This window comes from Streptomyces kronopolitis, from assembly GCF_050953795.1.
In the GTDB taxonomy this organism is placed as follows: domain Bacteria; phylum Actinomycetota; class Actinomycetes; order Streptomycetales; family Streptomycetaceae; genus Streptomyces; species Streptomyces kronopolitis_A.
Map to the genome: position 1 here is coordinate 7,527,429 of NZ_CP191850.1, position 22,986 is coordinate 7,550,414.

General features: G+C 71.3%; 20 protein-coding genes and 1 pseudogene. 9 read left to right on the forward strand and 12 right to left on the reverse strand.

The features are described from left to right. Positions 1-25: 25 nt before the first annotated feature. Positions 26-1,555, forward strand: a complete 1,530-nt coding sequence (gene amaB / locus ACQP17_RS33295) for an L-piperidine-6-carboxylate dehydrogenase (RefSeq protein ID WP_433859645.1) — start codon at positions 26-28, stop codon at positions 1,553-1,555. Positions 1,556-1,730: 175 nt separating this feature from the next. Here amaB and ACQP17_RS33300 read toward each other — a convergent pair whose 3' ends face one another. Next, positions 1,731-4,274: an Ig-like domain repeat protein gene (locus tag ACQP17_RS33300; protein WP_433859646.1), complete on the reverse strand. Its 2,544-nt coding sequence runs from the start codon at positions 4,272-4,274 to the stop codon at positions 1,731-1,733. A 611-nt stretch (positions 4,275-4,885) separates the two neighbouring features. Here ACQP17_RS33300 and ACQP17_RS33305 point away from each other — a divergent pair. After that, positions 4,886-5,584 (forward strand): DUF4097 family beta strand repeat-containing protein, encoded by a 699-nt coding sequence (locus ACQP17_RS33305; protein ID WP_433860071.1) that lies wholly within the window; start codon positions 4,886-4,888, stop codon positions 5,582-5,584. A 40-nt stretch (positions 5,585-5,624) separates the two neighbouring features. On the opposite strand, the gene ACQP17_RS33310 is transcribed toward ACQP17_RS33305, so the two are convergent. Beyond that, positions 5,625-6,317: a TetR/AcrR family transcriptional regulator C-terminal domain-containing protein gene (locus ACQP17_RS33310; protein ID WP_433859647.1), complete on the reverse strand. Its 693-nt coding sequence runs from the start codon at positions 6,315-6,317 to the stop codon at positions 5,625-5,627. A 117-nt stretch (positions 6,318-6,434) separates the two neighbouring features. On the opposite strand from ACQP17_RS33310, the gene ACQP17_RS33315 reads away from it, so the two are divergent. The 4 genes from ACQP17_RS33315 to ACQP17_RS33330 all read left to right on the forward strand — a co-directional run bounded on the left by ACQP17_RS33315 (position 6,435) and on the right by ACQP17_RS33330 (position 10,567). Continuing rightward, positions 6,435-7,385, forward strand: a complete 951-nt coding sequence (locus ACQP17_RS33315; RefSeq protein WP_433859648.1) for an alpha/beta fold hydrolase — start codon at positions 6,435-6,437, stop codon at positions 7,383-7,385. A gap of 10 nt (positions 7,386-7,395) precedes the next feature. After that, positions 7,396-7,740 (forward strand): hypothetical protein, encoded by a 345-nt coding sequence (locus ACQP17_RS33320; protein WP_433859649.1) that lies wholly within the window; start codon positions 7,396-7,398, stop codon positions 7,738-7,740. A gap of 226 nt (positions 7,741-7,966) precedes the next feature. Next, positions 7,967-8,368: a PPOX class F420-dependent oxidoreductase gene (locus tag ACQP17_RS33325; RefSeq protein WP_433859650.1), complete on the forward strand. Its 402-nt coding sequence runs from the start codon at positions 7,967-7,969 to the stop codon at positions 8,366-8,368. Between the two features lie 384 nt (positions 8,369-8,752). After that, positions 8,753-10,567, forward strand: a complete 1,815-nt coding sequence (locus tag ACQP17_RS33330) for a M28 family peptidase (protein WP_433859651.1) — start codon at positions 8,753-8,755, stop codon at positions 10,565-10,567. Between the two features lie 106 nt (positions 10,568-10,673). On the opposite strand, the gene ACQP17_RS33335 is transcribed toward ACQP17_RS33330, so the two are convergent. The 3 genes from ACQP17_RS33335 to ACQP17_RS33345 form a co-directional block, all read right to left on the reverse strand. Then, positions 10,674-11,000, reverse strand: coding sequence for a hypothetical protein (locus ACQP17_RS33335; RefSeq protein WP_433859652.1), 327 nt, complete (start codon positions 10,998-11,000; stop codon positions 10,674-10,676). Between the two features lie 176 nt (positions 11,001-11,176). Next, positions 11,177-12,466, reverse strand: a complete 1,290-nt coding sequence (locus ACQP17_RS33340) for a PP2C family protein-serine/threonine phosphatase (protein WP_433860072.1) — start codon at positions 12,464-12,466, stop codon at positions 11,177-11,179. Between the two features lie 240 nt (positions 12,467-12,706). Further along, positions 12,707-13,600 (reverse strand): virginiamycin B lyase family protein, encoded by an 894-nt coding sequence (locus ACQP17_RS33345; RefSeq protein ID WP_433859654.1) that lies wholly within the window; start codon positions 13,598-13,600, stop codon positions 12,707-12,709. Between the two features lie 337 nt (positions 13,601-13,937). Here ACQP17_RS33345 and ACQP17_RS33350 point away from each other — a divergent pair, with 337 nt between their 5' ends. Beyond that, positions 13,938-14,819, forward strand: coding sequence for a SigB/SigF/SigG family RNA polymerase sigma factor (locus tag ACQP17_RS33350; RefSeq protein ID WP_433859655.1), 882 nt, complete (start codon positions 13,938-13,940; stop codon positions 14,817-14,819). Positions 14,820-14,906: 87 nt separating this feature from the next. Here the strand turns inward: ACQP17_RS33350 and galE are convergent, their stop codons facing one another. The 4 genes from galE to ACQP17_RS33370 form a co-directional block, all read right to left on the reverse strand. Further along, positions 14,907-15,902: a UDP-glucose 4-epimerase GalE gene (gene galE / locus ACQP17_RS33355; protein WP_433859656.1), complete on the reverse strand. Its 996-nt coding sequence runs from the start codon at positions 15,900-15,902 to the stop codon at positions 14,907-14,909. 265 nt (positions 15,903-16,167) lie between these two features. Continuing rightward, entirely contained in the window at positions 16,168-16,587 is a 420-nt protein-coding gene (locus ACQP17_RS33360; RefSeq protein WP_433859657.1) for a PPOX class F420-dependent oxidoreductase, read from the reverse strand. Positions 16,588-16,649: 62 nt separating this feature from the next. Next, positions 16,650-17,900 (reverse strand): PP2C family protein-serine/threonine phosphatase, encoded by a 1,251-nt coding sequence (locus ACQP17_RS33365; protein ID WP_433859658.1) that lies wholly within the window; start codon positions 17,898-17,900, stop codon positions 16,650-16,652. A gap of 103 nt (positions 17,901-18,003) precedes the next feature. Continuing rightward, a complete protein-coding gene (locus tag ACQP17_RS33370; RefSeq protein WP_433859659.1) occupies positions 18,004-18,762 on the reverse strand; it encodes an IclR family transcriptional regulator in 759 nt (252 codons plus the stop codon). Between the two features lie 89 nt (positions 18,763-18,851). Here ACQP17_RS33370 and ACQP17_RS33375 point away from each other — a divergent pair, with 89 nt between their 5' ends. Continuing rightward, complete coding sequence (locus ACQP17_RS33375; protein WP_433859660.1) at positions 18,852-19,478, forward strand: alpha-ketoglutarate-dependent dioxygenase AlkB; 627 nt, start codon at positions 18,852-18,854, stop codon at positions 19,476-19,478. Between the two features lie 115 nt (positions 19,479-19,593). On the opposite strand, the gene ACQP17_RS33380 is transcribed toward ACQP17_RS33375, so the two are convergent. Further along, on the reverse strand, positions 19,594-19,860 hold the full coding sequence (locus ACQP17_RS33380) for a hypothetical protein (protein WP_364873866.1): 267 nt from the start codon (positions 19,858-19,860) through the stop codon (positions 19,594-19,596). A gap of 996 nt (positions 19,861-20,856) precedes the next feature. Here ACQP17_RS33380 and ACQP17_RS33385 point away from each other — a divergent pair. Then, positions 20,857-21,933, forward strand: a complete 1,077-nt coding sequence (locus ACQP17_RS33385; protein WP_433859661.1) for a S1 family peptidase — start codon at positions 20,857-20,859, stop codon at positions 21,931-21,933. An 84-nt stretch (positions 21,934-22,017) separates the two neighbouring features. On the opposite strand, the gene ACQP17_RS33390 is transcribed toward ACQP17_RS33385, so the two are convergent. After that, positions 22,018-22,551, reverse strand: a complete 534-nt coding sequence (locus ACQP17_RS33390; RefSeq protein ID WP_433860073.1) for a putative immunity protein — start codon at positions 22,549-22,551, stop codon at positions 22,018-22,020. A gap of 81 nt (positions 22,552-22,632) precedes the next feature. Continuing rightward, positions 22,633-22,944, reverse strand: a pseudogene (locus ACQP17_RS33395) (protein-tyrosine phosphatase family protein); the annotation flags it as partial. Positions 22,945-22,986 lie beyond the last annotated feature (42 nt).

The window sequence follows — 22,986 nt, forward strand, 5'->3', positions numbered from 1 at the left end:
ACCCGCCACACCCCGAAGGAGCACCATGTCCCGCACGCACCTCCCCACCACCGAGGACCTGCGCACCCGTGCCCGCACCGGCCTCACCCGCCTCGGCGTCACCGTCCCCGAAGGCGGCGACTTCTCCGCCCGCAGCCCCCTCACCGGCGAGGACCTCTTCGGCCTGCGGGCCGCCACCGCCACCGACACCGAACAGGCCGTCGCCGACGCCCGTGCGGCGTTCCTGACCTGGCGCACCACGCCCGCGCCGCGCCGCGGGGAACTCGTACGGCGGCTGGGCGAGCTGCTGCGTGAGCACCGGAGCGACCTGGCCGACCTCATCACCATCGAAGCGGGCAAGATCCGCTCCGAGGCGCTCGGCGAGGTCCAGGAAATGATCGACATCTGCGAGTTCGCCGTCGGCCTGTCCCGCCAGCTCTACGGCCGCACGATCGCCTCCGAACGCCCCGGCCACCGTCTCGCCGAGACCTGGCACCCGCTCGGCGTGGTCGGCGTCATCTCCGCGTTCAACTTCCCCGCCGCGGTCTGGTCGTGGAACACCGCCGTCGCCCTGGTCTGCGGTGACACCGTGGTCTGGAAGCCCTCCGAGCTGACCTCGCTGATCTCGCTCGCCTGCGACCGGCTGCTGGCCCGGGCCGCCGAGGAGGTCGGCGCCCCGGCCGGGGTCCACCGGCTGCTGCTCGGCGACCGCGCCATCGGCGAGAAGCTCGTGGACGATCCCCGCGTCGCCCTCGTCAGCGCCACCGGCTCGACCCGCATGGGACGCGAGGTCGGCCCCCGCGTCGCGGCCCGCTTCGGCCGCAGCCTGCTCGAACTCGGCGGCAACAACGCGGCCGTCGTCACCCCCTCCGCGGACCTCGATCTCGCCGTGCAGGGCATCGTCTTCGCCGCGGCCGGCACCGCGGGCCAGCGCTGCACCACCCTGCGCCGGCTCATCGTGCACCGCGACATCGCCGATACCCTCCTCGCCCGGCTCACCGCCGCCTACCAGAAGCTCCCCATCGGCGACCCGCTCGACGAGTCCACCCTCGTCGGCCCCCTGATCTCCCCGCAGGCCCTGGAGACCATGCAGGGCGCCCTGACCCGGGTGCAGGCGGAGGGCGGCAAGGTCCTGGCCGGCGGCAACCGGCGCCTCACCGACGCCGCCCCGCGGGCCGCCTACGCCGAACCGGCCCTGGTGCGCGTCGACGAACAGAGCGAGGTCGTCCGCGAGGAGACCTTCGCGCCCATCCTGTACGTGCTGACCTACGACACCCTCGACGAGGCCATCGCCCTGCACAACGACGTCCCCCAGGGCCTTTCGTCCAGCATCTTCACCCGCGACCAGCAGGAAGCCGAACTCTTCCTGTCCGCCGAGGGCTCCGACTGCGGAATCGCCAACGTCAACATCGGCACCTCCGGGGCCGAGATCGGCGGCGCCTTCGGCGGCGAGAAGGAAACCGGCGGCGGCCGCGAGTCCGGCTCCGACGCCTGGCGCGCCTACATGCGCTCCGCGACCAACACCATCAACTACTCCAACCGGCTGGCCCTCGCACAGAACGTGAGCTTCCTTTAGGCAGCAGCGGGTGGCGCCCCGGCCGGTGCCGCGAAGCCCCTACCGGCAGCAAGGGCCGCCGGTAGGGGCTTCGTCGCGGATTCCGGACAGTCTGCCTGGAGCCTCCAGGCCGGTCTGAGAGACCCGTGCCGTCCCGCAGTTGCGTTGCGGGAGCGGCTCTGCTGTCGCGCGGGTGTCAGAGGCAGAGCATGAGGATGTTGCTTGCGGTGAGGAAGCCGCCGGGGACGGGGGTGGTTGCGGTGTAGCCGAGGCCGCTCTCGACGGGGGTGATGACGCCCTTGCAGGTGGCGTTGCCGTACATGTCGGCGACGGCGGTGCACAGCACGCGTCCGCCTGCTCCGGCGGAGTGGAAGGTGATCACCGCTCCGGGGGTTGCGCCGGTGGCGGTGAGGGTTGCGGTGGCGTAGGACCAGGGCAGCGGGGGGAAGTTGAGCCGGTAGCAGGCCGGCAGCGCCTTGAGGCTGCCGGAGCCGGACGGTTGGACGGTGACGGTGGCTGGCGCGGAAACCACGTTCGTGCAGGCGCAGGTGCTGCCGGTCGCGGTGACCGTGGCGGTGAGGGTGTTGGCGCCGGGGGTGGTGAAGGTGACCGTGCCGGTGGCCACCCCGGAGACGTTGGTGGTGGCGGAGCCGATGGGGGTGCCGTTGCTGGTGAAGGTCACCGCGGCGTTCGGCACGGGTGCCCCGTTGCAGGTGACGGTGGCGAACACCGTGGTGGGCTGGCCGACGGTGACCGTCCCCGACGGCGGGACGAGCGTGACGACACAGGTGGAGGCCTGCTGGACGGTCACGGCCACGGTGCCGGAGGACCCGGTGAAGCACGCCTGGCCGCCGTAGGTGGCAGTGATGGTTCCCGACACCAGGGTGGTGGAGGTGAAGCACGCCTGGCCCGTGGCGTTGACCGGGACGGTCTGGTTGAGGCCGCCGGGACCGGTGAACACCACGTTCCCGGTCGGGATACCCGCGCCGAAGGCGGAGGCGGTGACCTGCGCGCAGACCGTCACGGACTGCCCCGTCGTGGAGGGGTTCGGGGTCGCCGTCACCGTCGTGGTGGTCGCAGAGGCGGTGGCGGTCAGTGGTGCGAGGGGGGAGCCGGAGCCCTGATAGTTTCCGTCACCGCTGTAGACCGCCACCACCTGATGCAGCCCGGCGGGGAGCGCGGAGTTGAGCACGACGGTGGCCTGGCCCGCAGCGTTGAGGGTGCCGGTCAGCGCCGGGCCGTCATCACTGACGACGAACGTCACCGTCCCCGTCGGAGCGGGAAGCGCGCCCGGCGGAACCGTGGCCACCTGCGCGGTCAGCGTCACCGGCTGGCCACACGCCACTGGATTCGGACTCACCGACACCACCGTCGTCGACGTCGACGGCAACACATAGGTGTAGCTCAGCGCGTTGCTCGGCCCACCGGGAGTGGTCACGGTCACCTGCACGGTGCCCGTGCCCGGAGGGGCTGCGACCGTCAGCGACATGCCGTCCGGGGCCACCACGATGTTCGTGCCCGGTGTCGAACCGAACAGCACCTGCGTCGCACCCGTCAGGTTGGTGCCGGTGATCGTCACCGTCGTGCCTCCTGCGGACGCCCCCTGTGCCGGGGTGAGGGAGGTCAGCCGAGGTACCGGAGGGAACACACTCACATTGTTCGAGGTGACGTTGGGGACGTAGATGTTGCCGTTGGGCGCCACCGCCACCGCAAACGGGCCGGCTCCGGCGGGGAGGGTGGCGATGACCGTGTTGGTGGCACTGTCGATCACCGTCACATTGCCCGAGCCGCCGTTGGGGATGTAGACGATGCCGTTGGGCGCCACCGCCACCCCATTCGGGCCGGTGCCGGTGGGGAGGGTGGCGATGACGGTGTTGGTGGCACTGTCGATCACTGTCACATTGCCCGAGCTTTGACTGGTGATGTAGACGCGGCCGTTGGGCGCCACCGCCACCGCATTCGGCTGGTTGCCGGTGGGGAGGGTGGCGATGACCGTGTTGGTGGCACTGTCGATCACCGTCACATTGGCCGAGCCGTTGTTGGCGACGTAGACGTTGCCGTTGGGTGCCACCGCCACGGCTTGCGGACTGGTGCCGGTGGGGACGGTGGCGATGACCACGTTGGTGGCACTGTCGATCACCGTCACATTGCCCGAGCCGCGGTTGGCGACGTAGACGTTGCCGTTGGGCGCCACCGCCACCCCCCGCGGGGTGCTGCCGACGGGGAGGGTGGCGATGACGGTGTTGGTGGAACTGTCGATCACCGTCACATCCGTTGTGGCGTTGTTGACGACGTAGACGTGTCCATTGGGCGCCACCGCAACCGTGGTCGGCTGGGTACCAGTGGTGACGGTGGCGATGACCATGTTGGTGGCACTGTCGATCACCGTCACATTGCCCGAGGCGTTGTTGGTGATGTAGACGTTGCCGTTGGGCGCCACCGCCACCGCATTCGGCTGGGTGCCGGTGGGGAGGGTGGCGATGACGGTGTTGGTGGCGCTGTCGATCACCGTCACATTCGCCGAGTTCACGTTGGGGACGTAGACGTTGCCGTTAGGCGCCACTGCCACCGCGACCGGGGTGGTGCCGGCGGGGAGCGTGACGGCGGCCAGCAGCGCCAAGTGCTGCTGCACCCCGGCCGTGAGGCCGGAGCCGAGCGCGGCGAGGCCCGCAACTGCCTGCCCGCCGGCGAGAAGAGCGGAGATCTGCGGCGGCAGCCAGGCCTGAGTGTGTGTGGTCATGCTGAGGGAGCCTCTCGATCGCTCTGAGGGGGCTCCCCATGCGGCTCTCGTGGTACGGACGACGCCAGATCACGCCGACACCACAACGCCTTGCTCCCGGAGGACCGCAACACACAGCACAAACAAACCGAATGACCGCATGGTGGGCTGCCCATCCAGGAGGGATGGGCAGCCCACCGGTTCACCACCATTAGGAGCCCGAAGCGACAGTCATCCAACCCTTCAGACGCACTTTCACCCGGTCGGCCCACCGCCCCCACCACACCCACCCTCAGCTCCGAATTCACACCCCCACGCTCCGCCGACCGCAGGCCATCGCTGCGCCGAACCCCGCCCCCAGAGCTCTGCCGAGCACCACGCGAACGATCTCAAGGGCTGGATGGCGAGAGAGCCCCCAGTTGCACCTGAGAATCGTTTTCATGTAGCTTTTCAGTGACCGCTACACCTGTGACCCTGCGGCGGAGGGGCACTCACGGCACTCATTGGGTGTGTCCGCCGCAGTTCCCTCAACGCGGTTCAGGACGGGGCTGAAATTGAAGCGACAGAAATGGAAAATATCGGAACCAGGGTCGGTGGAAATCCCTGTAGGGATCACGCAGATCCACATCCGAATGGTGGGCGGTAGCGTCGAGATAACCCGCTCCCGAGACTCAACTTGCACCCTGGAGATCGCCGGGTTCTGCGGCGCCCCGCTAAGAGCGTCCAGGAACAATGGATCACTGGTACTTGCGCACGACAAGGGTTCGCTGCTCGGAATCCTGGATAAACGGACCCGTCAGCGCCGGGCCGACATCTCGCTCAGCGTCCCCCGGCATGTAGAGCTCAAGGTGGACTCGGTAAGCGCGAAGGCTTCCCTCACTGACATGCCGGCCACCGCTCAGCTGCGCAGTATGAGCGGGAGTATTCTCGTGGCGGGAACGGAAGGAAACCTGAACGCGTGGACCAGTTCCGGAGACATGGCGATTTCCGGTATCGGGGGCGGGCGGACGGTGGCGCAATCCACCCGGGGCCGTATAGAAATCGGAGTGCACCGATCCGGGCCGGGAACCGTCATCGACCTTGCTTCGAAGCATGGAGACGTGGAGGTGGAGTTCTCCGCGGCGTGCGATATGTCCGTCAGCGCCTCCACACTGGACGGAGACCTCGCGTGTGACATCGAAGAATTCTCGGTTGACGGGGGCTGCCGCAGAGGTAAGTGGGCATCGGGCCACCTTGGTTCCGGGCAAGGAATGCTCAAAGCGTTCACCGCATCTGGCCGAATCACGTTGACCGAAGCCGGCCCGAGCGCCTCCTCATCCGAACCTGGATAACGCGCATCCTCTCGCCGATGCGTCGGGGCGCGATGCTCTGCTAGGCGAGCAGCCCCGTAAGGACGCGGCCCACCAGGCGGGCGAACACGGCGTCCCCGTCGGCGGGGTCGTCCGACGGCGCCGGCCCGGCGTCGGCCAGTGCGGCGCTCAGATGCGGATGGCGTCCCTCGGCGGCGACGGCGGCGAGGTGGGCCGCCTGCGCGGGCGGCGGGCCCGCGGCGGAGAGTTCCTGGCGGGCGAAGAGGGTGACGAGGCCGCCGAGGATGCCGATCGCCTCCAGCTTCTGCCGGCCGGAGCCGGGCGCCGGGGCCATGACGGCGAGGCAGTGGTCGAGGTAGTCGATCGCCTGCGGTCCGACCGGGCTGCCCTGCTGGGCGTAGAGGTCGAGCAGCCAAGGATGGCGCGTGCAGGCGGCCTTGGACTGGAGGGCGAGGCCGACGAGGTCGCCGATCCAGTCGCCGCTGGGCGCGGTCGTGAGGTCGATCTCTCCCACCACCGCGTCCGCCATCAGCTCCAGCAGGTCGTGCCGGCCGGCCACGTACCGGTAGAGCGAAGCGGGCCCGGTGCCCAGACTCTGTGCGAGCGCGCGCATCGACACGGCGGCCAGACCCTCGGCGTCGGCCAACGCGAGGGCGGCGGCGGTGATCTGACGTCGATCCCGCTCGGGTGCGGGCCCACGCGCGCCCCGCTCGGGGCGTGACCACACGGTGTGCCGGGACTTCGGATCACTCACAACTCCCCGCCGCCTTCCCGCCCTTGCTGCTTCGCCGCCCGGCCCCGGACCGGCCGACCTGTAGTCTAATACTGCGAACGGTGATCGCAGTATTGGGGACTCATCGAGGGGGCCGACATGACCTGGACCGCACGCCGCTTTGCCCGCAACGGGACGGTTGAACTCGCCTACGACCGGTTCCAGGAGGGCGCCCAGGGTGAGCCGCTGCTCCTGGTGATGGGCCTGGCGGTGTCCCGGCACTGGTGGCCGCGGCAGCTGTGCGCGGCCTTCGCCGCCGCCGGATTCTCCGTCGCGCGCTACGACCAGCGTGATGTGGGGGAGTCCACGCGCCTGACGGGAAGCGCCACTTCGGGCAACCCCTTCATGGCGCTGGCGGGCCGCCGCCGCGCGGCGTATACGGCCGAGGATCTGGCCGACGACACCCTGGCGGTCATGGACGAGCTCGGCTGGAAGTCCGCCCACCTCTTCGGGCACTCGCTCGGCGGCCTCGTGGCGCAGCGCGTCGCACTCCGCCACCCGGACCGGGTCCGCACCCTCACCTCGTCCGCGGCGCTGCCCAGCGACGTCGGCGGGCTGGGCGCGTTCCGGCACCTCCGCCTGGGCACCCTCGCCAAGTTCGCCCGGCTCAAGCCCCCGCGCGACCGCGACGAAAGGATCGCGACCGGGCTCGCGGTCGCCCGCCTGTGCGCGTCACCGGGTTACCCCTTCGACGAGACGGAGGCACGGGAGCGGATCACCGCCGACGTGGACACTGCCCTCGCCGACGCCAAGGCCCAGTCCCGCCAGATCGGCGCCACGTGGCACGGCCCGCCCCTGTCGGAGCTGCGCGTCCCGGCGCTGGTGCTGCACGGCACCGACGACCCCCTGCTCCGACCCTCAGCGGCCCGCGCCACCGCCGCGGCCATCCCCGACGCACGCTTGGTCCTCCAGCCGGGCGTGGGCCACGACATCCCACGGGAGCGGCACCTCGCCGTGGCCGCCGAAGTGCGGGCACTGGCGGACCGGGCAGCACGGGCGGCCGCACCCACCGGCCAGGGCGGTGACCGCGGCGGCCCTGACCGGTCATAGGCTCCCGGTCATGCACAGCACTCTGGCGGAGCACGCCCGCTGTCGCTACGGAGACGAGTACGGGCCCGCGCCGGAGTGCGGGCTCGACCACGGGGAGCACTCCTTCGTCGAGGAGTTGACGTTCGCCGACGCGGATTCGGTCCTTGCCGTGCTGTGTGAACTCTGCCCGCACGTGGTCGACGGCTACCTGCCGGTCTGGATCCGGAATCCGGCCTACCGGCTGGTGCTCCTGCAGCGGCCCGACGAGCCGGCGCTGCTGCGTGCGGCTGCCGAGAATCTGTGGATGCACGGCCCGGACCGGGATCACATCGCAGCGGACCTCAAGAGGCGGGCCGACGCGCTGGAAGTCGGCTGATCATCGCAACCGGCGCCGGGTCCGGGCGACTTGGGCGCAGGGGTACGACGCGGACGGGGCACCTGGTGGACCCCGTCCGGGTCCGGGGCCTGCGGGGATGCCGCGGACTGCGCTCGTCCGCCGGCAGCGGTAGTACGGGAATCGCGGAGCCCGGGGCCGCCGGGCGCGGCACTCCCGCCCTGGATACCGTGGCCCGGCACCACCGGAACGAACCTGGAGAATCCCCGTGCCCGTACCCCTCGGCGAGGACCTGGTGGCGCTGCTGCGCCGCCCCGTCACCTGCTACCTCGCGACCACGATGCCCGACGGCTCGCCGCAGCTCACCCAGACATGGGTCGACACCGACGGTGAGCACGTACTGATCAACAGCGTCGAGTCGCATCAGAAGACCCGCAACATCGCCCGTGACCCGCGGGTGGCCGTCGCGGTCGCCGACCCCTCGGATCCCACGTCGTACGTGCAGATCCGCGGCCGTGTGGTGCGGGTGACCACCGAGGGAGCGGTCGAGCACATCGAGGCGCTCGCGCAGAAGTATCTCGGCGGGCCCTACCCGTGGTTCGGCGGCCGTGACCAGGTGCGGGTGCTCTATGTGATCCAGCCGGAGCGGATCAGCAGCCCCCGCGGCTAGAGCCGCCACCACACGGGAGGTACCGGGAGCGCCGGCAGCCCCTGCGCCGGCCGCGCGCCGGTGCGGGGGCGGTCGGCGCTCCGGTCCGTCGTCATGCCGCCGGCCGGGGGTCGGGATCGGGAGCGGCGCGGGAGGCGAAGGGCCGATGCGTGCCCGGATATCGGGCGCCATCTGACATTTTTCGACAAAGGGCGCTCTGTTCAGGGACATCCATTGACGCCGCAGGCGTCCCGGTGTGATGGTACGGCCGCCTGGGTCATGGACATGTCGCCTTTCTGCCCGCAGTGCACCACGTCGTCGGAGCCGGCAGGACGGTACGGCGTACGCGGCCCGGCGTTCCACCAGAACCTCCGTCGGTAGAACTGCCTACCCCCTCAAGGAGTCATGGTGATACGAAGACTCGCGGTGGCCGGAATATCCCTGGCCGTCACCCTCGGGGCCGCCGTCCTCCCCGCAGCCGCCGCGCCTTCGGCGGACCCGCCCGCTGCTCCGCCGTCCCGCACGCTCTCCGCCGCCGACCGGGCCGGGCACGCTCCCGCCGCGCCGCGGCCACCCGCCGACGCCGACCGCGCCGCGCTCCTCGCGGCGCCGGACGTCGACGTGGCCAAGGTGCAGGCCCACCTCACCGAGCTGAACGCCATAGCGACCCGCAACGGCGGCACCCGCAAATCCAGCGGGCAGGGCTACCGGGACTCCGTCGCCTACGTCAAGGGCAAGCTCCAGGCGGCCGGTTACACCGTCACCGAGCAGCCCTGCACCTCCGGCTGCGCCTCGGGGGCCGGTCCCAATCTGATCGCCGAATGGCCGCAGGGCGACGCGTCCAAGGTGTACATGTTCGGCTCCCACCTCGACAGCGTCTCGGCAGGTCCGGGCATCAACGACAACGGCTCCGGCTCGGCCGCGCTGCTGGAGACGGCACTGACCCTCGCCGAGCAGCACCCCGCCATGGCCGCCCGCGTCCGGTTCGGCTGGTGGACGGACGAGGAGCAGGGCCTCAACGGCTCCGACTTCTACGTCAATTCCCTCTCCTCCGCCGAGCGGGCGAAGATCAAGGCCTACTACAACTTCGACATGATCGCCTCGCCCAACGGCGGCTATTTCATCAACCACATCAACTCCGCCGCCGCCCAGCCCATGAAGGCCTACTGGGACTCGCTGAACCTCCAGCCGGAGGAGAACACCGAGGGCGCGGGCCGCTCCGACGACTACTCCTTCGAGCAGGCCGGCATCGCGACCTCCGGCTATGCGATGGGCGCCAGCGCCAGGAAGACCACGGCGCAGGCGGCCAAGTGGGGCGGCACCGCCAGCCGCGCCTATGACTCCTGCTACCACCAGTCCTGCGACACCACAGGCAACATCAACGCCACCGGACTCGACCGCAGCGTCGACGGCATCGCCGCCACCCTGTGGCAGCTCGCCGTCACGCCGTCCACCCCGGCGAACGACTTCTCGCTGGCCGTCAGCCCCACGGCCGGCACCGTCGACCCGGGTGCGTCGGCCACCGGCACCGTCTCCACGGCGACCACCGCCGGTTCCGCCCAGACGGTGCAGCTGTCGGCGTCCGGCGCGCCGGCAGGGGTGAACGTCTCCTTCAGCCCCTCCTCGGTGACCTCCGGCGCCGGCTCCACCATGACCGTCACCACGACCGCGGCCACGGCGCCGGGCACCTACCCCCTGACCGTCACCGGCACCGGGTCCGTCACCCACACCGCGACCTACACCCTCACCGTCAAGGGAACGGGCGGCTGCACCGGCCAACAGCTCCTGGGCAACGGTGGTTTCGAGAACGGCACCACGCCCTGGACGGGCGACACCGGAGCGATCGGGGCCCACTCCGGCCAGTCCGCCCACGGCGGCAGCAGATTCGCTTGGCTCGCCGGATACGGCTACTCGGCCACCGACACCATCAGCCAGCCGGTGACCGTGCCCGCCGGCTGCCGCAAGGCCACCCTGACCTACTGGTTGCACATCGACACCGACGAGAGCGGCGGCGTCGCCTACGACACCTTCAAGGTCAAGGTGGGCAGCACCACCCTGACGACCCTCTCCAACACCGACGCGGCCGCCGGCTACACCCAGCGGACCCTGGACCTGAGCTCCTACATCGGACAGCGGATCACCCTCACCTTCACCGCCACCGAGGACTCCGGCCTCCAGACCAGCTTCGTCATCGACGACGCGGCCCTGCAGACCGGCTGACCCTGCGCACGAGCCCGGAGGGGCAGACGCGCGAGCCGGAGGGGCAGGCGCACACCGGAGCCGCCCCTCCGGCACATTCCCCGCGTCCCGTGAGGCGCGCGGTGGCTCAGGCCGTCGCCTCGTCCTTCTGGTAACAGGCGGTGGTGAAGCGGTCCCGGTCGCCGGTGGGCGTCCAGCCGCCGGTGCCGTGGCCGGGGTCGGCCAGGTCGAAGCCGTTCTCGCGCAGCTGGTCGCGGAGCGCCTCGGCCGGGAAGCCGCTGCCCTCGGGGGTCTCCCCGACCGGCCACAGGGTGACGAGCAGCGCTTCGGTGTCGCCGGCATCGGGCTCGCGGTCGAGGCTGGCGATCTCGAGATGCCAGTGGCCATGACGCGTGAAGGCCTCCGCGCGGAAGGCGGCCGGCGCTGCCGGGGCGTTCTGTTCGGTCTCGGTCATGGGGGCTCCTGTCATGGGGCGCGAAGCGCGGGTGCCTGCGGGAGGACTGTGCTGACGTCGGGTGTTGCGCTCACGGAGAGTGTGTCGTGATGCCTGGCGGCGTATGGTGCGTATGCCCCGGCTGGCCAGAGCATGCCTGCGCCCGCCGCCTCCCTGCCCTCCTGACCCCGGGCACCTCACGGCTCCTCGGCGTCGGGCCGCGTCCAGCGGGTGGGCAGGGCGGTGGCGGGGGTGGTGTATTCCGGCAGGCCGGCGAGGGCCTCGACGTGGGCCGGGCGGTAGGGGGTGGGGCCGCTCCACTCCAGCAGCAGGACGGTGGCGTCGTCGTTGAGCCGTCCGCCGTGGTAAGCGAGATGACGTCGCATCAGGCGGCGCAGGGTCTCGGGCACGGGCAGCCCGTCGGCGTGGTGCTGGATCAGGAAGTCGGTGAATCTCGGCAGGCCGAACTCCTGGCCCTCGCTGTTGCGGGCCTCGGTGATGCCGTCGCTGTAGAGGAGCAGCCGATCGCCGGGCTCCAGCTGGTCCCGGCAGAGCAACGGCGATACGCCCAGGTCGGTGCCCATGGGCGGGGCGGGCGAGCAGGGCAGCACCAGCGCGGTGCGTCCCTTGCGGATGACGACCGGTGCCGGGTGTCCCAGGCTGGTCCAGATGAGTACCCCGGTGGCGGTGTTCAGCTCGGCCAGGATGCCCGTGGCGAAGCGGTTGCCGTCGAACTCGTCGGCGAGCACCCGTCCCATGGCTTCGGCGGTCGGCAGGATCCCGGAGCCCTGCCGGCGGTGGTTGCGGCTGGCGGCCACCGCGAGGCTCGCGGTCAGCCCGGCGGCGGTGTCGTGGCCCATCGCGTCGAAGAGCGCGAGGTGCACGATCTCGTCGGCGACGGCGTAGTCGAAGACATCGCCACTGACCTCGTAGGCGGGCTCCATCACCGCGCTGATCAGCAAGCGGCCGGTGGCGAACGTCCGCGGTGGCATCACGCGCCACTCCATCTCCGCGGCGATGTTCATCCGGCGACGCCGTACGAGGCGGGCGTACGTATCGCTCGTCCCGCGCTTGCTGACCACCATCAGGGCGATCAGCCCGGCGAGATTGCGCAGGTCCTGGGCCGATTGGGCGTCCCATTCCGTCCCGGGTGCGGCCGAGGCCCGCAGGACCCCCAGACGCTCGGTCCCGTCGAGCAACGGCACCCACCACAGGCCGCCCTCGGAGGCGGTGCTCGCGACGATGCCCCCGGTCTGGAAGGCCCGCCCCGCGAGCGTGCCCTCGATCCGCATCTCCTCGGGAACGGCCTCCGCCCCGCCGCCGGCTCCGGAGCCCTGGCCGGCGAGCAGGCACAGCACGTCCTGCTGGAGGTCGGCCAGGTAGATCAGCACCTCCAGCCAGCCGACCCGGGCCGAGTGCTTGGCGACCATGTCCGGTACCTGGTCCAGTGTGACCACGTGGCTGGCGGCGATCAGATCACCCAGCATCTGCCCGCGGGCCGCTGGACTGCTCATTCGGGCACCTTTCCTCGGACGCCGGCCCGCCGAGCCGTCCGCCCCGTGGGCTGTCCCGCCGTGGCACCGCCGCTGGCCGGCGCCCCCGCTGCGGGGCATGTGCTGTCGCTGTGCTGCTGATGGTGACACTGCGACTGATGGTGACACTGCGACGCACGTTGCCCGTAGCGACACCGCGGGGAGGCACGAGAGCGACACCTCGGGACGGCGTTCTCACGGCATCATCCGGACCACCTCTCCGCTCTCCAGCGCCACATAGAGGGCGCCGTCCGGCCCGAAGGCCAGACCGTGCGGTTCCGACGAGGAGTCCGGCAGGTCGAATTCCTCGATACGTCCGTCCGGGGTAATGGAGCCGATGCGGTGGGCTCCCCACTCGGTGAACCAGCAGTCTCCGTCCGGGCCCGCGACGATCGCATGCGGCCGGCACGCGGGGTCCGGGAGGGGGAACTCCTCGATCCGGCCGTCCGTGGCGATCCGGCCTATCCGTCCGGCGCCGATCTCGACGAACCACAGGGCGCCGTCCGCGCCGCAGGTGATGCCGACCGGCGCGGCGTCCGCGGTGGGCAGCGGGTAGACCGTCACCTCTCCCTGGAGGCTGATCCGGCCGATCGCATGCGCCTGATTGAGGGTGTACCACAGGGCGCCATCGGGACCGGTGGTGAGGGCCGAGGCGAAAGCTCCGCTGACCGGCAGCGGAAACTCCGTCACCGCGCCGTCCGTGGTCATCCGTCCGATGCGGTCGGCGTGCATCTGCGTGAACCACAGGGCTCCGTCGGGGCCGGACGCGAGGCCGAACGGACCGCCGCCCGGACTCGGCAGGGGGAACGAGGTCGCCTCCCCGGTCACGGTGATCCGTCCGATCCGGTGGTCCTGGGTCCGGGCGAACCACAGCGCGCCGTCGGGCCCCGGGGTGATGGTGGTCGGCCCGCAGGACGCGGAGTCGAGCCGATGGCACACGAGTTGACCGTCCGGCGTCAGACAGGCGATCTGCCCGGCGTGGACCAGGGTGCACCACAGTGCCTGGTCGGGTCCGGTGGTGAGGGCGTACGGGCCCGCGCCGGGGTCGGGGACGGGAAATCGCTGAAACGAGGCGACACGGCGCGACATGGCTGGGCTGCTTCCTTACCTGGGGCATGCGGGTACGTGCTGATGCGTGGTCATGTGTGGTCATGCGTGCTGAGGGGGCGGCGGTAATCGCTATCACTACTCCAGTTGCATTAAGAGATGGTGTCACGGTGTCGGCGCGCAGGCAAGCGGATTTGGCGACGACCTGAGCCGGAGCCCCAGCCGTACCCGGAGCGGACCCGGAGCGGACCGGTGCGGAGCCCGTGCGGAGCCGCTGCGTCCGCGCCCGGAGCGACGTGCAGATGTCGGGACATACCGTCGGCAGCGGCGGGTAGGGGAGCGACCGACGGGGGCTCAGCAACAGGCGGGAGCCAAGCGCATGACGAGCAACAGCACGTTGGCGGCGGGAAGGGACCCGAAGACCACATCCGAGGAGCGCGCCGTTCCGGCTCCGACGGTGCTGCCGCAGGTCCCGGCCCCGCAACGTGTCGCCCCCGCCGACGCAAGGGAGTTGTCCAAGCGGTTCCTGCTGCGGCTGGAAGAGCTCGACGAGGGGACGAGCGAGTACCAGTACGTGCGGAACACCCTGATCGAGATGAACCTCTCCCTGGTGCGCTACGTCGCGCGCCGGTTCTCCAGCCGCAGAGAATCCATGGAGGACGTCCTACAGGTCGGCACGATCGGCCTGATCAAGGCGATCGACCGCTACGACGCCTCCCGCGACGTGGAGTTCACCACCCTGGCCGTCCCCTACATCCAGGGCGAGATCAAGCGGTTCTTCCGCGACACGACCTGGTCGGTACGGGTGCCCCGGCGGCTCCAGGAACTCCGTATCGACCTGGCCCGCGCCCGCGAGGAGCTGGCGTGCGAGGGCGTCCACGAACCGTCCGCCGCCGACCTCGCCACCCACCTCGATCTGACGGAGGAGGAGGTCGCCGAGGGACTCGTGGCCTCCAACGGCTATGACAGCGACTCCATCGACCGCCCCATCCAGGCCGCCGGCGGAAAGCAGCAGGCCGGACTGGTCGCCGACCTCATCGGCACCGACGACCCCGCCCTCGCCCTGGCCGAAGACGTCCAGGCCCTCAAGCCACACCTGGCCGATCTGGACGAACGTGACCGCACCCTCCTCCAGCTCCGCTTCGGCGCGGAAATGACACAAGCGGAAATCGGCGAGGAACTGGGCCTCTCCCAGATGCACGTCTCCCGCCTCCTCAGCCGCGCCTGCGCCACCTTGCGCAAGGGACTCCTGGAGAGCTGAGACGCTTCATGAGCCCTGCGTGCAACGTAGGGAAGGCGGAACCCGCCCGATCGATGGACGTGGGACGTGGTTCGCACACCGGCCGGGTCAGCCCTTCAGCATCTCGTCGCGTACCGGGATCCAGTCCAGGGCGGAACGGATGCCCTCCTCCAGGGGCAGCTTCGGCGTCCACCCCAGCAGTTTCGCGGCCCGGTCGCTCAGGGTGTATCCGCCGGCGACGTCACCCGGCCTGGGGGCGGTGTCGACCGTGGTCAGGGGCGTGCTCACGACATTGTTGAACGCTGTGCACAGCTCCCGGACGGTGGTGCCCGAGCCGGTGCCCAGGTTGATCGCGATCGACGATTCCGACTCCGTCAGGATCGAGTCGAAGCGGTCCACCGCCGCGATGTGGGCCTCGGCGAGGTCCCAGACGTGCACGTAGTCGCGGATACCCGTCCCGTCGCGGGTCGGGTAGTTCACGCCGGTGACCGGGAACGGCGTGCCCTCCTGGTGGGCCTGGATCAGCTTGCCCAGGGCGTGGCTGGGCCTCTTGAGCTGAAGACCGGTGCGCAACAGGGGGTCTGAGCCGACCGGGTTGAAGTAGCGCAGCGACAGCACCCGCATCTGTCCGGCCGCGGCGATGTCGGCGAACATCTCCTCGCAGACCGCCTTGGTCCGCGCGTAGGGGCTCTGCGGCGCCAGCGGCGAGTCCTCGGTGACGGGGGAGCCGTCCTCGGCCAGGTAGATGGAGGCCGAGCTGCTGAAGATCAGGCGGTCGCAGTCGTTGCGGTGAAGGTGGCTGACGAACGCCAGACTCTTGGTGACGTTCGCCTCGTAGTAGCCGACCGGGTCGGCGACGGACTCCGGCACCACGATCAGTGCCGCACAGTGGACCACGGCAGAGATGCCAGGGTGCTCCGAGAAGATCCGGTCGATGAGCGCCCCATCGGAGATATCGCCCTCGTAGAAGATGCGCCCAGCGGTGAACTCGGCCCGTCCTCGGACGAGGTTGTCGAGGATCACCGGGGTGAGGCCCGCGTCCAAGCAGGCCGAGGCGACGGTGCTTCCGATGTACCCGGCTCCGCCGGCGATGAGGACAGACACGACGATTCTCTTCCCGGCCTCGTTGCAGCCTCGGTAGACGACCGGCAGGAGGCTAGCCGAGTTGGGCACGCGGCGTGGCGATGATGACCGGTCGGGGACAGGCCACCCCGGCTTCGGTGAAGAGTCGTTCGTCGAGTGCATCATCGTCGAGGTGAGCGACCCATCGACTCCAGCTCGGGTACGCCTTCATACCGCTGCGCACGTCGTGGCCGGCGCAGCCTCCCGATGCGAGCCGCCGGGTGCCGCGCGCCACCGCCCCGCGACGTCAGCCCGCCTGGTCGCTGTCCTTCAGGGTGCCCCAGCCGTGCCAGCGGTCGATGGCGATCCAGGCGGTGATGCGGCGGCGGTCGCGTTGGGGGTAGGGCCTGCCCAGGTAGTGCTGGGCGAGGCGGTCGATGTCGGTGAGGTTGTCGTCCGTGGTGGTCTCGGTGACGTGGCCGATGAGGCTGAGGTGGGTGTACCAGTTGCCCTCGTCGAGCACGGTGAGGCTGACGCGCGGGTCGTGGCGGAGGTGTGCCAGCCGTTTGCGGCCCTCGTCCATGTTGACCAGGACTCGGCCGTTGTCCCAGAGGTACCAGGTGGCGGTGGAGACCGGCTGGCCGTCGGGGCGCAGCGTCGTGATGACCGCCGGGTTCGCCTTGGCCAGTACGGCGATCGCCGCATCGGGAAGCGGTGGTTTCGACATCGGAGGCGCTCCTTCCGGGTTTCTTGGTCCGGTCCGGGCCATCTTGCACGGCTCCCCGCGGGTTATTCGGCAGCACCGACCGCGGGAGTGGCGCAGCGGTCGGCGGGGCGTGCCGGCCGTGCCGGTGCCACCGGGGCGGTGTCGGTCTGCTCGCGGGGGGCGTCGGCCGGCTTTCGCAGCAGCAGCATGGCGGCGTCGTCGTGCAGTTCACCGCCCACGTGGGCGAGCAGGTCCTCGTGCAGCGCGGCCAGGGTGCGGGAGGGGTCCTCCGAGAGGTGCTGGGCCAGTCGTTCCCCGAGCGGGTAGAACGCCCGCTCGTGGTCGCGGGCCTCGGTGACCCCGTCGGTGTAGAAGAGGACCTGATGGCCGTCGACCAGCGTGAGGTGCTGGAGACTTGGCGACTCGTCGGCCAGGGACCGCAGTCCGAGCGGCGGGGCCGGACGGGCGGGTTCGACCGGCAGGATTCCGGATTCGTGGACCAGCAGGGGAGCGGCGTGCCCGCAGTTGACCAGCTCCATGCGGCCGTCCTCCGGGTAGCCCGCGAGCACCGCGGTGACGAAGTCGTCGGGGCCGAGGTTGCGCGCCAGGCTCCGTTCGATGCGGTGCACCACATCGAGGAGATCCGGCTCGTCGTAGGCCGCTTCCCGGAACACGCCCAGCACGAGGGCGGCGACCCCCACGGCCGGCAGTCCCTTGCCGCGCACGTCGCCCACGATGAGCCGTACCCCGTACGGCGTGGGCACCAGCGCGTAAAGGTCGCCGCCGATCCGTGCCTCGGCAGCGGCGGCGCTGTAGTGGACCGCGGCCTGGAAGGGGCCGACGGTCGACGGCACCGGCTTGAGGAAGGCGTGCTGGGCGGCTTCGGCCACCGAACGGACGGCGGCCAGTACGTGTTCGCGGCGCCGGCGCAGCGCGCCGGCCAGGCCGCCGGCCAAGGTCACGGCGGTCAGCGCGGACAGGATGATCGCCTGCTCGGTGCCCGGCGCGCCGCCGCGTACGCCGAGCGCCGCGGCCAGCGCCACCGCGAGGGCGCCGATGCGGAGCACCCCCCACGGCCCGCTGGTGGCGGCGGCCAGTGCGGGGCCGACGGCGAGCAGCGGCAGCCAGTTCATGCCGGTGCCGTCGGCGAGGGCGAGGCATGCGACGACGGCGATGATCAGTACCGGCGCGTTGTGGGTGTAGTGGCGGAAGACGCCCGTGGTGGCGGAGGGTTCCTCCATCGCGCGGCGCGCCGCTGCCCACAGAGCGGAGAGCGGTGCGGTGAGCTGCCGTCGCGGCCGGTGGTCGTGGGGGTGGATTCGGGCCTGGTGCATGTCCTCGTCCGCAGCTCACTTCCCTGCTCATGGCGCATACGCGCCGAAATGTCTGTTTCATCCAGGAAACGGGACTCGCGCGGCTGCCGCAAGGACCCGGATTTCAGATAGTGAGCGACAAACCCCTGGTCACGCGGCTCGCTGCCGGGAGGAGTCGGTCCTGCACCTGGTCGAAGCGGGAGATCCGGTCCGCCCGGAGCGAGACGCCGAGGGAGCCCAGGATCTGCCCGCTGTATACCGGCACCGCGACGCAGAACGTGCCGAGGGCGTACTCCTCCATGTCCGTGACCACCGGCGATTCCGGTGTCGTGTCGAGCCTGCGGAGGAGTTCGGCGCGGGCGGTGATGGTGCGCGGGGTGAGGTCGGCCAGGGGGTGGCGGGAGAGGTAGTCCTCGCGGGCGCCGGCGTCCAGCTCGCGCAGGACGCACTTGCCCAGTGCCGTGGCGTGGCCGGCGTCCTCGAATCCCACCCACAGGTCGACCCGCGGCGCCCTGGGGCCGTCGACGATCTCGGCGACCCGGATCTCGCCGTCCTCGAAGAAGGTGAGGTAGGCGGCGGCCGACAGGTCGTCGCGCAGCGCCGCGAGCGTGGGTCGGATGCGGTTGAGCAGGGCCTGGGCGCGCCCGCCGGTCTGGAGGGTGTCGAGCTTGTCGCCGAGGACGTAGCCGCCGTCCTCCAGCTTCCGGATGTACCCGTCGTGAGTGAGGGTGCGCAGCAGGTGATAGGCGGTGGCCAGGGGAAGTTCCGTCTCCCGTGCCAGCTGCTTGGCGGGGGCGCCGCCCTCGTGCGCACCCACGGCCTCCATCAGGCGGAAGGCGCGCTGGACGGAAGTGATGAGTGTCGGGCCTTCTGCGGTGCCCATACGTTCAGCGTGCGCCCGGCGTCCCGCTCAGGCAAGGGTGGTTCTCCACAGCCCAGAACATACATTCGAATATTGGGTACGCTGAAGGCATGGCCACGCACCTTCAGGGCTCACTGTTCGACCAGACCGACGAGGTCCGGCTCGGGTCGCTGTGCGGGATACGCCGGACCGTGCTCGGCGACGGGGCCTGGCTCGATCTGCTGCCCGGCTGGCTGAGCGGCGCCGACTCCCTGTTCGCGCGGCTCGCCGCCGAGGTGCCCTGGCAGGCCGAGCGCCGGCGGATGTACGAGCAGGTGGTGGACGTGCCGCGGCTGCTCGCCTTCTACGGGGCCGGCGACCCGCTGCCCCACCCCGTGCTGGACGAGGCACGCGAGGTGCTCACCGCCCACTACTCCGGCGAGCTCGGCGAACCGTTCACCACGGTCGGGCTCTGCTACTACCGCGACGGCCGCGACAGCGTGGCCTGGCACGGCGACCGAATAGGCCGCGGGCGGCGTGAGGACACCATGGTCGCCATCCTGTCCGTGGGGGAACCGCGCGATCTGCTGCTGCGCCCGCGGCGCGGCGGCGACAGCGTCCGGCACCCGCTCGGACACGGCGACCTGATCGTGATGGGCGGCTCCTGCCAGCGGACCTGGGAACACGCGATCCCCAAGACGGCGCGGGCGGCGGGCCCGCGGGTCAGCATCCAGTTCCGGCCGCACGGCGTGCGCTGACGGCCGGGGTCCGCCGGTGATCGCGCGCCCGGGTGCGCGCCTCGCGGGCGCGGCGCACGGAAGACCCCCGAGCCGAAACGGCTCGGGGGTCCGGGTTACTGCCTAGGCGTGAAGGTCATCGGCGGTGCCGGCACACCAGCTGCTCCCGGTGCCAGACCCTGACCCAGTGGCCGTGACGCGGGCCGCGCCCCTCGCGCCAGACGCGGGTCCAGTGGCCGCGGACCATGTGGCAGCGGCCGCGGTCGAGGTGCCTGGTCGCGGTGTGGTCGCCGTGGTGGGTGGGTGCGGCCGAGGCGGTTCCCACCGTCGTGAGGACGGCGCCTCCGGCGAGGGCAACGGTGGCGGCGCCCAGAGCGAGGGCGCGCTTGAATCCGTCAATCATGAGGATCGTGCCTTTCTGCATTGCCATGGTGCGAGATGCCCTGCCGACGGCCGGGCATGAATGACCATGCACCGGCGGCGCCCGCCAAATCAGGTCAACACCAATGGCTTTACACAATGCATACAGAACGCGGAAGAAAGCGACATCTCACGTATCTGGTGTCACATCTGTCCCAACTTGAGGCGAAATTCTTCAGGAGTGCCACGACGCGGCGTGGCGTGTTTCCTTCGTCGGCGGCGGAGTGGGGCGAGGGTCAACGACCGGGTCGTGTGCGGTCCTTTCGCGTCGCTACGGAGGGACGCGCCTCGGGGGGAGGGGCGTTGGCCTGGGGGAGGGGCGGAGCGGCGGAGGGGCGGAGGGCGGCACGGGAACCACCGCTTCCGCGGTGCCGGTGTGGGGCCCTGGTGGCTGCCGGTCAAGTCCGGCTGGGGTGCGCCCGGTTCGCGAGAGCCGTCCCGAGGCGCAGATGGCAGATGGCAGATCACGGGGCACGGGAAGCCGCGCCGCCCGGGCCCGCATCGCCCGCACGCACCCGCGGTCCTTGGCCGGCCCAAGCCCGGGGCACCCCCGCGGGCCCCGCGAACTCCGTAGGCCCCGTGGACCCCGCAGCCCCCAGAGGCCGGGCAGGCCCCGCAGGTCCCACCCGACACCCAGGCCCGCGCCTCATCACACCCCCCCCGCGAAGTCTCACGGCAGCCACGGCATCTGATCCGCCGTCCGGGTTCCCGTCCCAAGGGAGGCGCCGCCCCGTGGACCGTCCCACCGGCCACAGCAGGCGCGCGGGAGGCAGCGGTCGCCGACCGGGGCGTGGACGGTGCGGGCCCGGGGCCGTACAGGTGATTCCTGCGGACCCGTGGCCGGGCGGGCGCAGTGCGGCGCGACGGCGGTCCAGAATGGCTCCGCGCCGCCGTGCCACGCCCTCACCGGCCGCTTGTGGCGCCGACACCTTCCGAGGGCGGGGCGCCCCGATGGCCCACCCCCACCAGAGGTGTTGAGTTGAAGCACACAAGCGCACCTGCGCCCCGCACGTTCCTCGCCGGAGCCGGTGCGGTGGCCCTGATCGCCGCCGCACTCACCCTGCCGAGCGCCGAGGCCGCCCCCGTCCAGGGGCCCGATCCCCAATCGTCGTCCGCCGCCGTACAGCGCGCCAAGGCCCTCAGTGCCGCCCTCGGCCCGCGTGCGGCCGGCGCCTATTACGACGCCAGGAACCACCGTCTCGTCGTCAACGTCACCGACCGGGCCGCCGCGGGCACCGTCCGGGTGGCCGGTGCCGAGCCCAGGGTCGTGCGGCATTCCCTCGCCTCCCTGGACGCCGCCCGCGCCACCCTCCGGGAGAAGGCCACGATCCCCGGCACGGCCTGGGCCATGGATCCCAAGGCCAACCGGGTGATCGTCATCGCGGACCGCACCGTCCAGGGCGCGAAGCTGCAACAGCTGACCACGGTCGTCACCTCGCTCGGTGACCGCGCCGCCCTCCAGCGGTCGGCGGGTGCACTCCGGCCGATGATCGCCGGGGGCGACGCCATCTGGGGGCCCGGCGCCCGCTGCTCGCTCGGCTTCAACGTCACCAAGGGCGGCAAGCCCTACTTCCTGACCGCCGGGCACTGCACCGCCGCCATGCGGACCTGGTCCGACACCCAGGGCGGACCCGAGATCGCGAAGACGGCTTCCAGCAACTTCCCGGGTAACGACTTCGGCCTCGCGCGGTACACCGACGACGACATCGAGCATCCCAGCGCCGTCGACCTCTACGACGGTGACACCCAGGAGATCACCGAGGCCGACGACCCGATCGTGGGCCAGCGCGTGGCGCGCAGCGGCAGCACCACCCACCTGCGTGAGGGGGATGTCCTCGCGGTCGACGCGACGGCCAACTACCAGGAGGGGACGGTCAACGGGCTGATCCAGACCAGCATCTGCGCGGAGGCCGGCGACAGCGGTGGCGCGCTCTTCGAGGACGAGGCCGCGCTCGGCCTGACCTCGGGCGGCCGGGGCGACTGCGCCACGGCCGGCCAGAGCTACTACCAGCCGGTGCGCGAGGCCTTGGAGGAGACCGGAACGCACCTCGGCTGACCTCGGCGAACGTGCCGGAGAAGCGCAACGCCCTGCGGTGCCACGGGAGGTGGTGCGGCAGGGCGGCGTTGTGCTCGGGCGTTCTCAGCCGCGGAGGGCGGCGTCCAGATCGCGAAGGAGCTCTCCCACCCGCCCGCCGCCGGGAGGCGCGGCCGGCAGTCGGCCGAGCACCGCGGTGACCGCGCCGGGCGCATGCAGACGCGCCCACTCAAGGGTCCCCGCAGTGACGCGCTGGTCCTGCCCGCAGGCCAACTCCTCCGCTCGTGCCGCGTGCGCGGCCGCGCCGAGAATGTGCTTCACCTGGTGGGCGCTCGCCTTGGGGTGGAGGTACGCGGCGGCGGCCGCGGCGCTCGCCGCCCGGGCCGCGTCGACCGCGGCGGGTGAAGCGGCTTCCTGAGCGGATCGGTACGCCGCCCACGCGCGTTGCCGCAGGGCATTCGTGCGGCGGCCGCCGGCGGCGAAGGCCTCGGCCGCCTCAAGGGCGTCGCGGGGGCGCGGGTCGGCGGGATGCGCCTCCTCGAAGAGCGGCAGCACCCTGCGCGCACCCTCGGCCGCGTAGCCCGCGATGTCGCGGAGCTCGTGTTCCGTCAGTTCGATCTCGTCCGATGCAGTGGGCACGGACCCATCGTGCCGCAGGCCCTCGCCGGTCCGGGACGGCGGACCCGGTCCGTCGGCCTGTCGGGCCCGGCCCGCGAGTCGGAAACGGCGGACGTAGCGCCTCTGCCAAGGGGTTTCTACGGCGTGGGCATCGTGGTTCCGCCGTACGAACTGCACGGCCAGGGCTGCCGGTACGCCGTCCAGGACGGCGAGGCAGGCCAGGGCGGTGCCGGTGCGGCCGCGCCCGCCCTCGCAGGCGACCTCCACGCGTTCGGCCTCGGCGCGTTCCCCCACCTCGCGGAGCGTCCGCCGTGCCTCTCCCGGCAGCGGTCGGCGCAGGGCGCGCCACCGAATCAGGCGTCCGGAGGGAAGCGTCCGTACCCCCGGGGCGGTGGCTGTCCGGGTCGCGGTCACCGGATCAGGGTAGTGCCGAGGCAGGCGCGCGAGGCTGCCCCG

Excerpts from the sequence above, each read along its gene's own strand:
- amaB (WP_433859645.1), top strand. The coding sequence starts at position 26 with ATGTCCCGCACGCACCTCCCCACCACCGAGGACCTGCGCACCCGTGCC.
- ACQP17_RS33350 (WP_433859655.1), top strand. The coding sequence starts at position 13,938 with ATGACGAGCAACAGCACGTTGGCGGCGGGAAGGGACCCGAAGACCACA.
- ACQP17_RS33375 (WP_433859660.1), top strand. The coding sequence starts at position 18,852 with ATGGCCACGCACCTTCAGGGCTCACTGTTCGACCAGACCGACGAGGTC.
- ACQP17_RS33365 (WP_433859658.1), bottom strand. The coding sequence starts at position 17,900 with ATGCACCAGGCCCGAATCCACCCCCACGACCACCGGCCGCGACGGCAG.
- ACQP17_RS33300 (WP_433859646.1), bottom strand. The coding sequence starts at position 4,274 with ATGACCACACACACTCAGGCCTGGCTGCCGCCGCAGATCTCCGCTCTT.
- ACQP17_RS33315 (WP_433859648.1), top strand. The coding sequence starts at position 6,435 with ATGACCTGGACCGCACGCCGCTTTGCCCGCAACGGGACGGTTGAACTC.
- ACQP17_RS33330 (WP_433859651.1), top strand. The coding sequence starts at position 8,753 with ATGGTGATACGAAGACTCGCGGTGGCCGGAATATCCCTGGCCGTCACC.
- ACQP17_RS33340 (WP_433860072.1), bottom strand. The coding sequence starts at position 12,466 with ATGCTGGGTGATCTGATCGCCGCCAGCCACGTGGTCACACTGGACCAG.
- ACQP17_RS33335 (WP_433859652.1), bottom strand. The coding sequence starts at position 11,000 with ATGACCGAGACCGAACAGAACGCCCCGGCAGCGCCGGCCGCCTTCCGC.
- ACQP17_RS33305 (WP_433860071.1), top strand. The coding sequence starts at position 4,886 with ATGGTGGGCGGTAGCGTCGAGATAACCCGCTCCCGAGACTCAACTTGC.
- ACQP17_RS33380 (WP_364873866.1), bottom strand. The coding sequence starts at position 19,860 with ATGATTGACGGATTCAAGCGCGCCCTCGCTCTGGGCGCCGCCACCGTT.
- ACQP17_RS33370 (WP_433859659.1), bottom strand. The coding sequence starts at position 18,762 with ATGGGCACCGCAGAAGGCCCGACACTCATCACTTCCGTCCAGCGCGCC.
- ACQP17_RS33320 (WP_433859649.1), top strand. The coding sequence starts at position 7,396 with ATGCACAGCACTCTGGCGGAGCACGCCCGCTGTCGCTACGGAGACGAG.
- ACQP17_RS33345 (WP_433859654.1), bottom strand. The coding sequence starts at position 13,600 with ATGTCGCGCCGTGTCGCCTCGTTTCAGCGATTTCCCGTCCCCGACCCC.
- ACQP17_RS33360 (WP_433859657.1), bottom strand. The coding sequence starts at position 16,587 with ATGTCGAAACCACCGCTTCCCGATGCGGCGATCGCCGTACTGGCCAAG.